The organism is Actinoplanes sp. NPDC026670, from assembly GCF_040638175.1.
Classification (GTDB): Bacteria; Actinomycetota; Actinomycetes; order Mycobacteriales; family Micromonosporaceae; genus Actinoplanes.
Genome location: NZ_JBEZXU010000030.1, coordinates 103,879 through 116,256, shown reverse-complemented (window position 1 = coordinate 116,256; position 12,378 = coordinate 103,879). Strand labels below are relative to the sequence as shown.

10 protein-coding genes are annotated in these 12,378 nt (G+C 69.8%); 8 read left to right on the top strand and 2 right to left on the bottom strand.

Going from position 1 to position 12,378, the window contains the following annotated elements:
* The first annotated feature begins 2 nt into the window (after positions 1-2).
* The 6 genes from AB0E94_RS27755 to AB0E94_RS27730 all read left to right on the top strand — a co-directional run bounded on the left by AB0E94_RS27755 (position 3) and on the right by AB0E94_RS27730 (position 5,731).
* Positions 3-350: a molybdopterin oxidoreductase gene (locus tag AB0E94_RS27755; protein WP_360331580.1), complete on the top strand. Its 348-nt coding sequence runs from the start codon at positions 3-5 to the stop codon at positions 348-350.
* Positions 350-2,812, top strand: coding sequence for a nitrite reductase large subunit NirB (gene nirB, locus AB0E94_RS27750; protein WP_360331577.1), 2,463 nt, complete (start codon positions 350-352; stop codon positions 2,810-2,812). The genes AB0E94_RS27755 and nirB overlap by 1 nt, the downstream gene beginning before the upstream one ends.
* A complete protein-coding gene (locus AB0E94_RS27745; RefSeq protein ID WP_360331574.1) occupies positions 2,809-3,126 on the top strand; it encodes a Rieske 2Fe-2S domain-containing protein in 318 nt (105 codons plus the stop codon). Before nirB ends, AB0E94_RS27745 begins: the two co-directional genes overlap by 4 nt.
* A 2-nt stretch (positions 3,127-3,128) precedes the next feature.
* On the top strand, positions 3,129-4,478 hold the full coding sequence (locus AB0E94_RS27740; RefSeq protein ID WP_360331571.1) for a nitrate/nitrite transporter: 1,350 nt from the start codon (positions 3,129-3,131) through the stop codon (positions 4,476-4,478).
* Between the two features lie 180 nt (positions 4,479-4,658).
* Complete coding sequence (locus AB0E94_RS27735; protein ID WP_360331568.1) at positions 4,659-5,066, top strand: hypothetical protein; 408 nt, start codon at positions 4,659-4,661, stop codon at positions 5,064-5,066.
* A 29-nt stretch (positions 5,067-5,095) separates the two neighbouring features.
* On the top strand, positions 5,096-5,731 hold the full coding sequence (locus AB0E94_RS27730) for a maleylpyruvate isomerase family mycothiol-dependent enzyme (RefSeq protein WP_360331565.1): 636 nt from the start codon (positions 5,096-5,098) through the stop codon (positions 5,729-5,731).
* 63 nt (positions 5,732-5,794) lie between these two features.
* Here AB0E94_RS27730 and AB0E94_RS27725 read toward each other — a convergent pair whose 3' ends face one another.
* Both AB0E94_RS27725 and AB0E94_RS27720 read right to left on the bottom strand, forming a co-directional pair.
* Positions 5,795-7,690 (bottom strand): hypothetical protein, encoded by a 1,896-nt coding sequence (locus AB0E94_RS27725; protein ID WP_360331563.1) that lies wholly within the window; start codon positions 7,688-7,690, stop codon positions 5,795-5,797.
* On the bottom strand, positions 7,687-8,445 hold the full coding sequence (locus AB0E94_RS27720) for an ABC transporter ATP-binding protein (protein WP_360331560.1): 759 nt from the start codon (positions 8,443-8,445) through the stop codon (positions 7,687-7,689). The genes AB0E94_RS27725 and AB0E94_RS27720 overlap by 4 nt, the downstream gene beginning before the upstream one ends.
* Positions 8,446-8,541: 96 nt before the next feature.
* Between AB0E94_RS27720 and AB0E94_RS27715 the strand changes: the two genes are divergently transcribed.
* Positions 8,542-10,425 carry a hypothetical protein gene (locus AB0E94_RS27715; protein WP_360331557.1) on the top strand — a complete coding sequence of 628 codons (1,884 nt, stop codon included), beginning with the start codon at positions 8,542-8,544 and terminating at the stop codon, positions 10,423-10,425.
* Between the two features lie 237 nt (positions 10,426-10,662).
* Complete coding sequence (locus AB0E94_RS27710) at positions 10,663-12,186, top strand: MFS transporter (protein WP_360331554.1); 1,524 nt, start codon at positions 10,663-10,665, stop codon at positions 12,184-12,186.
* Positions 12,187-12,378 lie beyond the last annotated feature (192 nt).

The following is a 12,378-nucleotide window of genomic DNA, read 5'->3' as shown; positions in this document are numbered from 1 at the left end:
CCATGTACTCCACACCTCGCTTTCTGCAGGGCGTGTTCACCTTCGAGGGCAAGGGCCTCGACGAGCCGGCCCCGCTCGGCGCCGCGCTCAGCTACACGGTGCCGGCCGGCGCGACCGGGCAGGCCGTCTACTTCCGCGGCGGCAACGCCAGCGACGAACTGATCTGCGTCGTGCTGGTGCGCGACGGAGCGCCCATGCGGTACTTCCCGGTCGGCGCCAAGGGCGACGTCCACGTGCCGCTGCGGGTGCTGGAGGACCTGGCCGGCGGCACCACGGTGGAGCTGTGGCTCGCCGCGCCGGCCGGACTGAACGGAACCGTGATCGTGGACCTCGGACTGGTGGAGATCTGATGACAGAGCGTCTTGTAGTCATCGGCAACGGCATGGCGGGCGCCCGCACGGTCGAGGAGATCCTCGCCCGGGGCGGCGACTTCGCGATCACGATGTTCGGTGACGAGCCCTACGGCAACTACAACCGGATCATGCTGTCCAACCTGCTCGCCGGGGTGGAGGACGAGGCCGGGATCTACCTCAACGACCTCGGCTGGTACGCGGACAACAACATCACCCTCAACGCCGGGGTACGCATCGAGCGGATCGACAGGTTCGCCAAGAAGGTGTACGCCACGGACGGGACGGCCACCCCGTACGACAAGTTGATCATCGCGACCGGATCCAGCTCGTGGACGCCGCCGATGAAGAACGTCCACAACCCGAAGCGCGGCTTCCACCAGGGAGTCTTCGCGTTCCGGACGCTCGACGACACCCGCGGCATGATCCGCTACGCCCGGGACCACGAGCGCGCGGTCGTGATCGGCGGCGGCCTGCTCGGCCTGGAGGCGGCCCGCGGCCTGCAGAACCACCTGAGCGAGGTGACCCTGCTGCACGCCATGGGCCACCTGATGGAGCGGCAGCTCGACGAGAAGGCCGGTCACATGCTGCAGGCCAGCGTCGAGAACAAGCTCGGCATCAAGGTCATCACCAACGCGATGACCACCGAGATCCTCGGCAAGGACAAGGTCACCGGCGTCAAGCTGTCCGACGGCACGGTCATCCCCTGCGACGTCGTGGTGATCGCCGCCGGCATCCGGCCGAACACCCAGGTTGCCGCGGACAGCGGGCTGACCGTCGAGCGCGGCATCGTGGTCGACGACCAGATGCGGGTGCAGGACGAGGACGACATCTACTCGGTCGGGGAGTGCGCCCAGCACCGCGGCAACCTGTACGGCCTGGTCGCGCCGCTGTGGGACCAGGCGAAGGTGCTCGCCGATCACCTCACCGGCCGCAACGTCGAGGCCGCGTACACCGGCTCGAAGCTCTCCACCAAGCTGAAGGTGGCCGGCATCGACGTCGCCTCGATGGGCCTGATCGCCCCGGAGACCGACGACGACGAGGTGATCATCTACAGCGAGCCCAAGAAGGGCGTCTACAAGCAGCTCATCATCCGCGACGGCGCGCTGGCCGGCGCGATCCTGGTCGGCGACAACAGCAAGGCCGCCAGCCTGATCCAGTCGTTCGACCGCGCCCAGGCCCTGCCCGAGGAACGGGCCGAGATGCTCTTCGACATCGGCGGCCCGACAGGCGAGGTGTCGCCTTCTGAAATGCCCGATGACGCCCAGGTCTGCAACTGCAACGGCGTCAGCAAGGGCGCCATCTGCGGTGTCGTCAACGCCGGCTGCAAGACCGTCTCCGGCGTGATGGACAAGACCCGGGCCGGCAAGGGCTGTGGCACCTGCAAGCCGCTGGTCCAGCGGATCGTCGAATGGGCGGCCGGTGGCGAGGCCGAGGAGGACCCGGCCGCCTCCTGGTACGTCCCGGGCGTGCCGATGCCGAAGCCGGAACTGATGGCCGCGATCCGCAAGTACGAGCTGAAGAGCGTGTCGTCGGTCTTCGAGAAACTGGTGCCGGGCGGCGAGCACGACGCCAAGAGCAAGATGGGCCTCGCCTCGCTACTCAAGATGATGTGGGCCGACCAGTACGAGGACGAGCGCGACGCCCGCTTCATCAACGACCGGGTGCACGGCAACATCCAGAAGGACGGCACCTTCTCGGTGGTCCCGCAGATGAAGGGCGGCGTCACCACCCCGGCCGAGCTCAAGCGGATCGCCGAGGTCGCCGAGAAGTACCAGGTGCCGATGGTCAAGCTCACCGGCGGCCAGCGCATCGACCTGCTCGGGATCCCGAAGGAGCAGCTGCCGGCGATCTGGGCGGACCTCGACATCCCTTCCGGGTACGCCTACGCGAAGAGTTTCCGCACGGTGAAGACCTGCGTCGGCTCCGACTTCTGCCGATTCGGTGTCGGTGACTCGACGGCGCTGGGCATCGCGATCGAGGAGCGTTACCAGGGCCTCGAGGGGCCCGGCAAGATGAAGCTCGCAGTGACCGGCTGCCCGCGTAACTGCGCCGAGGCGTACGTCAAGGACCTCGGTGTCGTGGCGATCGACGGCGGCAAGTGGGAGATCTACGTCGGTGGTGCCGCGGGCGCTCACATCCGCAAGGGTGACCTGCTCTGCACGCTGGACACGGCGGAGGAGGTCATCCGGATGACCGGCCGCTTCCTGCAGTACTACCGCGAGAACGCGAACTGGCTGGAGCGCACCTACTCGTTCGTGCCCCGGATCGGCATCGAGCGGATCCGCGAGATCGTCGTCGAGGACGCCGACGGCATCGCCGAGGCCCTGGACGCCGCGGTCGAAGAGGCCGTCCAGTCGTACAAGGACCCCTGGAAGGAGCGGGCCGTCCCGGCCACGCCCGGCCAGTTCCGTACCTCCCTTCCCCTGACCGTTCTCCCCCAGGTTCCGGTGCGCTCATGACCATCGCCCCCATCGCCGAGACCGTTCTCGGCCCCCTCGACGAGATCCCCTTCGGCGAAGGACGCACCTACGCCGTCGGGTCCGAAATGATCGCAGTCTTCCGCCTCCGCGACGGCTCCCTTCGCGCGGTGTCGGCGGTCTGCCCCCACAAGGGCGGCCCGCTCGCGGACGGACAGATCGACAACAAGGTTGTCGTCTGCCCCTTGCACCTCTACGCATGGGACCTCGCCACCGGGTGTTCCCAGTCCGGACAGCCCCCGATCAGCGTCTACCCGGTCCGGGTCGATGACGGTCACATCATTTTGGGAGACTGACAATGACTGCGACACTTCCTACGATTTCTCCCGAAAGGCCCGCGGCGAAGACGCTGAAGGGTCACTGGATCGACGACTGGCGGCCCGAGGACCCGACGTTCTGGGACAACGGTGGCAAGCAGATCGCCAAGCGCAACCTGATCTTCTCGATCTTCTCCGAGCACATCGGTTTCTCGGTGTGGTCGCTCTGGTCGGTCATGGTGCTGTTCCTCGGTCCCGCCTACGGCTTCGACCCGGCACAGAAGTTCCTGCTCACCGCCGTGCCGACGCTGGTCGGGGCGGCGCTGCGGATCCCGTACACCTTCGCCGTCGCCCGGTTCGGCGGCCGTAACTGGACCATCATCAGCGCATCGCTGCTCCTGATCCCGTCGATCACGGCAGCCTTCATGATCAAGCCGGGCGTCGAATACTCGACCCTGCTGATCCTGGCCGCGCTGGCCGGCGTCGGCGGCGGCAACTTCGCCTCCTCGATGGCCAACATCAACGCGTTCTACCCGGACCGCCTCAAGGGCTGGGCGCTCGGCATCAACGCCGGCGGCGGCAACATCGGCGTCCCCGCGGTGCAGCTGGTCGGCCTGCTCGTGCTCGCCACCGTCGGCGCCGGCAGCCCCGGCCTGGTGGCCGGCGTCTACATCCCGCTGATCGTGATCGCGGCGGTCGGCTCGGCGTTGTACATGGACAACCTCACGCAGGCCCGCAACGAGAAGCGCGGCATGCGCGACGCGACCAAGGAGGGGCACACCTGGGTGATGTCGGTGCTCTACATCGGCACCTTCGGCTCCTTCATCGGCTTCGGGTTCGCCTTCGGCCAGGTGCTCCAGGTGCAGTTCGCGGACATCTTCAACACCCCGGTCAAGGCCGCCTACCTGACCTTCATCGGCCCGCTGCTGGGCTCGCTGATCAGGCCGTTCGGCGGCGCGCTGGCCGACCGGTTCGGCGGCTCGAAGGTCACCTTCATCAACTTCATCGCGATGGCCGCCGGCGCGTCGATCGTGCTCTTCGCGGCGCAGCAGCGGTCGCTGCCGCTCTACCTGGTCGGGTTCATCACCCTGTTCATCCTCAGCGGACTGGGCAACGGCTCGACCTACAAGATGATTCCGGCGATCTTCAAGCAGAAGTACGCGGGGGACGAGCACCGGGCCCGGCGGATCTCCGGAGCGGTCATCGGCATCGCCGGAGCGATCGGCGCGGTCGGCGGTGTGCTGGTGAACCTGGCCTTCCGGCAGTCGTTCCTGACCTACAAGGACGCGGACGCGGCGTACATGGCGTTCATCGCGTTCTACGCGCTCTGTGTTCTGATCACCTGGGCGGTCTACCTGCGGCCGGGGGCGCGTACCAAGATCGCGGTTTGATCTTCTCGGTTGTGCTGGCCTTTTCGGCCGATCAGCTTACCGGCTGAAAGTATGAGCTCCCGCGGGGTGACTGCGGGAGTTCATTCTTTTGGGGGCGGGTTGCCCTGCGGCATGAGCCCCGGCGAATCCTACGATCCGTCTTGTCCAGAAATTACCCTTTCTCCTGGAATCGGTGATCGTATGAACAAGATGACCCGTGCCATCGCCATGACCGGCGCTGCCGTCGCCGCCGGTGTCTCGATGACCGCCGGGCCCGTCGCCGCAGCCCCCGCCGCCGGTCCGGTGGCCGCCGTGGCCACTGTGAGCGCCAGGCCGGCCGCGCCACCGAAGCCGAGCTTCCAGCGCCGCGACCGGATCTTCGGCTTCTACAACAGCCCGCGGACCTGCCACAAGATCGGGCGGATGGGCCAGTGGAAGAACCAGTGGCAGCGCTACAGCTGCTTCAAGGTCTACCGTGGTTTCCACAGCGGGGATTGGGCGCTGAAGGTCTACTACGGCTGGAACTACAACCACGGCAACAAGCACTGGAACGACGGCCACGCCTCAGGTGGCGACAACTACGGTGGTCACGGACAGCGCAAGAGCTGACCGTCTGTTGATCAGCTGGAGGGAACGACATGGACCCCTGGCCCGAGATCCACCGGCAGCGGATCGCCGTCGCCGATCTGCTCGACGGACTCCGTGACGATCAGTGGGACGAGCCGTCGTTGTGTGCGGGGTGGACCGTCCGGGATGTGGCCGGGCATCTCACGTTGCAGCAGCTCGGCGTCCGGGACCTGGGGGACATGCTGCGGCACTGGAAGGGCGGGATGAACCCGACCATTCAGGATGCCGCCCGCCGCCGGGCCACCGCCTGGACCCCGGCCCAGCTCGTGGCGGACATCCGTGAGACGGCCGCCCTGCGCCGCCGGAACCTCGGGGTCACTCCGATGGAGACGCTCACCGACCTGCTGGTCCATGGGCAGGACATCGCCGTGCCGCTGGGTGTCGATCATCCGGTGCCGTCCGAGGCGGCCGCTGCGGCCACCCATCGCACGCTCACCATGCGGTTCTTTCCGCCGCCCCTTCCATCGGTACGCCTGATGGCCGGCATCCGCCTGACCGCGACCGACATGTCGTGGTCGTTCGGGGACGGTCCCGAGGCCCGTGGCCCGATCGCCGCGCTCCTGTTGATCGCCACCGGCCGTTTCGTGGCGTTGTCACAGCTCACCGGCCCCGGCGCCGAAATCCTGGCGGCCCGCCGACCGGCCTGACCACCACCCGGCGTGGTGGCCTGTGGTGCGGATCGGACCGTAGGCCGGCACGTCGGGTGGGGGTTACGGGCGAGGACGGCGGCCCCACAGGACCAGGCCGGTCAGCAGCAGGGCGCCGCCGAGGGCGACCATCGCCACGGCTGTGCCGGTCCGGGTGTCGCCGGTGAAGTGGGATGCCGCGATCCAGCCGCCGCTGATGTTGAAGATCAGCACCATCAGGCCCTGCGGAACGACCGGGATCCAGCCCACCGTCAGCAGGATCAGCGCCCAGGCGGTGGCGCGGTTCGCGCGGTACCAGTCGGCGTCCCAGGTCAGCGGGATCGGCGTCTCCGGTGGGCGGGTTCGCTGGCCGGCGGCGGTCAGCACCTCGGCGCTGCGGGTGGCGAGACGGTCGTCGGCCAGCCACGCTCCGCCGGCCCAGGCTGCGGCGCCGGCGGCGAGACCGAGCAGCGGGGCGAGCCAGCGCAGGGACTCCGGGCCCCAGATGATCATGGACATGGGCGCGGCCGCAGCGATCAGGCCGGCGCCGGAGGCCACCAGCACGCTGATGATGTCGGTCGGGTTGTCGGCCGACGTCGGATGCCGCGGGTCCGGCACCGGGCGGACCCGCAACAGCGACACCCACACGGGTACGGTCGCACCCGCCCCCAGCACCGCCGGCAGCACCGCGAGCGCGGGCAGCGGGTCGACGCCCGGCGCGAGCAGGATCCCGGCGACGGTCAGGACCAGCGCGATCGGTGTGACCAGCACCAGCCAGGCCGCCGCCCGTCCGCGGACCTCGGCCCGTTCGCCGCCGGGTGTGGTGAACGGGATCCACAGCGCGGTGCCGTCCAGCCCGACCAGTCCGGCGGACATGGCGGCGGCCCACAGCGCGGCGAAGACACCGGCCCACGGCACGAGCACATCCACGCTCGCGATCATCGGCAGCGCGGCCAGCAGAGCGCCGTAGACGACGGCGAACGCCAGGTACTGCACCCGCAGCGGATGCCGCACCCAGGTGCGCAGCTCACGGCCGGCGACCGCCCACACCGGACCCGGCCCCCACCAGCCCCAGGAAGGCCCCCGCCCCGCCGCCGATCCAGCAGACGCGGCCCTCGGCGCGGCCGGGGAGAAGGCCGGACTGGTGGCGGAGGCGGCAGGCGTGGGCGAGGAAGACGCGACCGGTGCCGGCGAGGGAGGAGCGGAGCCGGGGGAGCGGCGTGGCCGCCAACTGCTCCCGGCGACCAGGGCCCGGCGAACCAGCAGCAGGTAGCCCAGGGCGAACATCAGGACCAGCCCGGCCAGCCCGGCGATCATCCAGACCGCGCGGGCCGCTGAACCGGTGGCCGCGGACAGCGGCCAGCTTCCCGGGAACCACGGCAACCAGCGCACGACGCCGGCCGGTGCCCCGTCGAGCAGGGCGGTGATCCACGGCGCCACCGCCCACACCGAGCCGAGCACGCCCATCACGGTTCCGGTGAAGACTCCGGTGAGGACGGCGCCGACCGGACCGCCCGCGTGACCTATCGATTCGAGGGCGAACGCCGACCCGATCAACCCGATCAGCCACAGCAGCAGGGCCCCGAACCCGGCGACCAGCACGGCACGCACCCCGTACCGGGAGGCGTGGACGGGCAGGGACGCGAGCGCGATCAGTGACACCAGCGGCCCGATCCCGACCGCCGACGCCAGGAGCAGCCCGGCCGCGGCGGAGAGGCTGCCGACCGGTTCCAGGCGCAGATGCGACGGGCGGACCCGTCCGCGCCCGCCGCCGAGCATCAGTGGCAGCACGATCCAGCCGAGCACCCACGTTCCGGCCAGGATGGAAAGGGTGTGCGGGTTCCCGTACCAACCGAATTTGATCAACCAGGAGGCGGTGAGGAGACCGGCGATCGCAGCCACGATCGGACCTGGATGCTCGCGCAGCGAGCGCTGGAACATGGTCGCCCGCATCCGTGCGGGCGTGCCGACGGCGGTCACCGGACCAGCCAGGCCAGGCCGTCGGCGCCGCCGGTCTCGGCGCCGACGAGTTCGACGAACCGGTCCTCGAGCGGGATGCCCCCGGCGACGTCGGCGACCGGGCCGGCGGCGACGACCCGGCCCTGGTGGATGACGGTGACGTCGTCGCACATCTGCTCGACCAGCAGCATCGAATGGGTGGACAGCACGACCGTGCCGCCGCTGTCGGCGAACCGGCGCAGCACCCGCCGGATGCTCGCCGCCGACACCGGGTCGACGGCTTCGAACGGCTCGTCGAGGACCAGCAGCCGGGGCGCGTGCAGCAGCGCCTGAGCCAGGCCGACCTTCTTGCGGTTGCCGGTCGAGCAGTCGGCGAGCGGGGTGGCGGCCGCCTTGGTGATGCCGAGGACCTCGATGAGCTCACCCGCGCGTTCGGCCGCGGCGGCCCGGGACAGCCCGCGCAGCCCCGCGCTGTATCTGAGGAGTTCCGCGCCGGTGAGCCGTTCCGGCAGGTCGAGGCCGTCGGGCAGGACACCGGTGACGGCCCGTGCCGCGGCCCGGTCGGCGATCGCGTCGTGGCCCAGGACGCTGATCTCGCCGGCGTCCGGAACGACCAGGCCGACGGCCATGCCGATGGTGGTGGACTTGCCGGCGCCGTTGGGCCCGACGATGCCGTGGAAGGTGCCGGGCGCCACGGTCAGGTCGACGTGATCCACCGCCTGGAACGTTCCGAAGGTCTTGCAGAGTCCTCGAATCCGGAGTGCAGGCGATGACATGCGCGACAGGATAGTCAAAGACGCATCGACGGGGGTTCCCATCGGCCTGCGTTGATGGCAGCGTGTCACCACATGGGATGGAGAAGATCTTTCACCGTGGCCGCGATAGCGGTCCTCGTCGGTGCGTCGGTGGGACCCGCCGGGCCCGCCGCGGCCGCCGGGAAGTACGGCTACCTGAAGCCCGGTGGACAGCCGCGCCTCGTCGAGAAGGTGCCGGTCAACGTGGTGTTCATCGGCTACGAGCCGCAGCAGGTCGGGAAGAAGGCGTTCCTGGGCGAGCTGGCCGGCGGATACGAGCCGGTGGTCCGGTCGCGCCTCAACTACGGCGTCACCGAGAAGCTCGGCATCACCTACAAGTACGACTACAAGCTCACCTACGCCGACCGGAAGTACGAGGACAAGTTCTTCGGCCAGCTCAGCAAGCTCGCGAAGCCGGCTGACCTCACGACCTTCCAGCAGGCGTACAACGACCAGGCGAACAACGTCCTGGACATCGCGAACAACAACTTCATCGACGCGCCGAGCGTGGAGAAGTGGCTGGCATACAACGCGCCGGCCGGTGTCGACACGCGCCGTAACACCGTCTTCTTCATCAACTGGTTCGGCCGGTCCGACTTCAAGCACCACGTGTACACGAAGATCGGCGAGCCGGACCCGGACACCGGCTACGACTTCGGCGCCAACCGGGCCAGCCGCAAGGTGATCGCCTGGGGCGGCACGACCGCCGACGACGAGGAGACCGGTCTCGGCAGCACCCGCCGGGTCTGGTTCCACGACCTGTCGGCCGGTCCCGAGTCGTGGACCAGCAACTACGACGTCGACAACAAGGACCTCGACGGCGACGGCGTCGAGGACTACCGGATGCCGCCGACCTGGGAGTACAAGGCGGGCGGCTACCGTGCTCCGTCGGCCCTCGCCGGCGACCTCGGCAAGATCACCCGCTATGTGGCGCTGAACCTGCTGTTCACCACGTCGCCGCTGTACCCGGTCGAGCTGCCGACGGCCGAGCCGCCGAAGACGCTGAACATCGACGACAACACGTACGAGGGCTGGCCCGGCGTCGACGCGTCCGAGGAGTACGTCACCCCGGCGCTGCTCAAGCAGGAACTGGCCGAGCTGCGGTGGCGCAACAAGCTGTCGTACGACGCGCAGGACCTGCCGTACGACGCCAAGGCCGAGGAGTGCTACCTGGGCGTCGTCATCACCGACGAGTCCTGCTACCCGGAGACCGGCTACCCGTCGATCGCCAACCTGTACCTGTACAACAAGGAGAACCTGGACCGGGCCCTCGACGACCAGGGCAAGGTCGACTACGAGATCCCGCTGTTCAACTACGCCGTGGGCGAGGGCGTCCCGACGCCGGGTCTCGGGTTCGCCGACGACAACTACGTCGACGGTGACCAGAGCTACGTGTTCTCGTTCGTCTCGCCGGACGTGGTCGCCGCCGGTTACGGCCTGACCACCACGCAGATCCACGAGGTCGGCCACCACCTGGGCATGAGCCACCCGCACGACGGCTACGACAGCGCCACGGGTGTCGACTACGGCCCGGCGAACGAGTTCTACTACGTCAACGCCGGTGACGAGAACAACTCGATGATGAGCTACATCGACGTCAACTGGGACTTCAGCCAGTTCGACCGGGACAACAGCGACCGGTTCCTCACGGCCGCCTACTGGGAGGCCGCGAACCGGCTGGCCGCCAACGTCCCGGCCGGCAAGGGCAAGTACGCCCTGAAGACCGCCGACGTGCTGCTCGGCGGCGCGTCGAAGGCGTTCGCCGCGCACAACTACCGGGCCGCCTACGCCCTGGCCGAGAAGGCCTACGGCACGGTCGCCGCCATCCCCGGCGTCGACGCGGCCGGCTTCGCCGCCACGCTCAAGGCCGAGGCCGACCAGTCCCGCCGCACCACCGAACTGCACAGCCCGCACGAGTTCATCGACACCCTGGCTCCGGACAGCCCCCGCAGCCAGCCCTGACCCCCTCCGGCCGGTCCCGGTTCGCGCCGGGACCGGCTTCTTTCTTCTTCGGTACGGCTGTCGCGCCCACCTTCCACAAAGACGTTTCCCGGCGCGCGACTGGTGAAGGCCGGAACGGACCGTGACTACGGCGCCTTGACTTCAACCGTTGTTGAGGGCCGAGCCTGATCCCATGACCGACTTCCGGCCCGCCCCGCACGTGTTCACCGCCCGCCCGCTCACCAGCCGCCCCGCCCGATGACCTCGACCGGGCACGTCCGCCGGGCGCCGCTGGACCGGCGGGTACGGGCGATCGGCCTGTCCCTCGCACTCGGCGGCCTGATGGTCGTGATCGACACGACGGTGACGACGGTGGCCGTACCCGCGATCGTGTCCGGCCTGGACGCCTCCCTGCCGGCCGCGCAATGGGCGACCGCCGGTTACCTGCTCGGCCTGGTCGCGGTGATCCCACTGGCCGGCTGGCTGTCCGGCCGCTACGGCGCCCGCCGGGTCTACCTCACCGCGTTGCTCGTGTTCACCCTGTTCTCCGCCCTGACCGGGCTGGCCTGGGACGTGACGTCACTCGCCGTCTTCCGGGTGCTCCAGGGCCTGGGCGGCGGCCTGCTGAACCCGGTCGGCCAGGCCATCGGACTGCGGGCCGCCCCACGCGAGGCCCGCGGCCGCCTGATGAGCCTGCTGGTACTGCCGTTGGTCGTCGGCCCGGTGCTGGGCCCGCTGCTGGCCGGCTGGCTGATCGACACGGCGTCCTGGCGCTGGATCTTCCTGCTGAACATCCCCCTGGGCCTGCTCGCCACCCTGGTCTGTGCCCGCGTCCTCCCGCCCGACGCGTCACCCACCTCCAAGCCCAGCTGGCTCTCACCGCTGTCCCGGCGGCCCGATGACAGCGGTGGCAGCCAGCCGGATCCGGGTGGGCGGCCGGACTGGGGTGGGCTCGTGCTGCTCTCCGGTGGGGCGGTGATGATCGTGCTCGGGGCTACCCTGGCGAGCGCCGGGCTCGCGCTGATCCTGGCCGGGCTCGGGATGCTCGGCGGGTTCGCGTGGCGGGCCCGGCGGATCCCCGAACCGATCGTCGACCTGCGACTGCTGCGGCACCGGCCGGTCCGGGCCGGCGCCGGGGTGCTGATCTGTTTCGCGGCCGCCTACTTCGGGTCGATGGCGGTGCTGCCGCTGTTCGTCCAGGGGGTGCGGGGCGATCCGGCGTCCCTGATCGGCGTGATCGGGATCCCGCAGGCGATCGTGGTCGGCCTGGTGGCGCAGGTCGCGACCCGGCTCGTCGACAGGTTCCCGGCCCGGCGGATCGTGCTCACCGGCACCGCCCTCGGCACCGTCGGCGGTGCGGCCCTGCTGGTGTCCGCCGGCACGAACGCCGGCTACCCGTGGATCATCGCGGCGACCGTGCTGCTCAGCGCCGGTTCGGGAGCGACCCTGATGCCGGCGATGACGGTCGCGCTGCGGGACCTCGACCACGCCGAGACACCCCGCGGCACCACCCTGCTCGCGCTCGTGGTCCAGCTGTCCAACGCGCTGGCCGGCGCAGTCACCGCGGTGACGCTCAGCGTTCTGGTGGCCCGGGCGATGCCGGCGACGAACGGGGGAGTGCCGGCCATGCTCGCCCTCGACGAGACGGCCCGCGCCGCGATGCGCCCGGACCTGGCCGCCGCGGTCGCCGCCGCCTACCTGCTCCCGGTCGTCCTGCTGGCCGGAAGCTGGCTGATCACCTACCGCGCGCTACGCCCGGACCAGCCCGCCAGCCGTCGCTGACGGCGGTAATGCCGAGCGGATTCCGGTGGTGAGCGACGGCTGGCGGTCTGGCGGACCGTGAGCCGTCGTTGACGGTGGTTTCGGGTGCGGATTCCCGCGGTGAGCGACGGCTGGCGGCCCGGCGGACCGTGAGCCGTCGCTGACGGCGGTTTCGGGGTGCGGATTCCGGTGGTGAGCGACGGCTGGCGGGCT

Excerpts from the sequence above, each read along its gene's own strand:
- AB0E94_RS27755 (WP_360331580.1), top strand. The coding sequence starts at position 3 with ATGTACTCCACACCTCGCTTTCTGCAGGGCGTGTTCACCTTCGAGGGC.
- nirB (WP_360331577.1), top strand. The coding sequence starts at position 350 with ATGACAGAGCGTCTTGTAGTCATCGGCAACGGCATGGCGGGCGCCCGC.
- AB0E94_RS27745 (WP_360331574.1), top strand. The coding sequence starts at position 2,809 with ATGACCATCGCCCCCATCGCCGAGACCGTTCTCGGCCCCCTCGACGAG.
- AB0E94_RS27740 (WP_360331571.1), top strand. The coding sequence starts at position 3,129 with ATGACTGCGACACTTCCTACGATTTCTCCCGAAAGGCCCGCGGCGAAG.
- AB0E94_RS27735 (WP_360331568.1), top strand. The coding sequence starts at position 4,659 with ATGAACAAGATGACCCGTGCCATCGCCATGACCGGCGCTGCCGTCGCC.
- AB0E94_RS27730 (WP_360331565.1), top strand. The coding sequence starts at position 5,096 with ATGGACCCCTGGCCCGAGATCCACCGGCAGCGGATCGCCGTCGCCGAT.
- AB0E94_RS27720 (WP_360331560.1), bottom strand. The coding sequence starts at position 8,445 with ATGTCATCGCCTGCACTCCGGATTCGAGGACTCTGCAAGACCTTCGGA.
- AB0E94_RS27710 (WP_360331554.1), top strand. The coding sequence starts at position 10,663 with ATGACCTCGACCGGGCACGTCCGCCGGGCGCCGCTGGACCGGCGGGTA.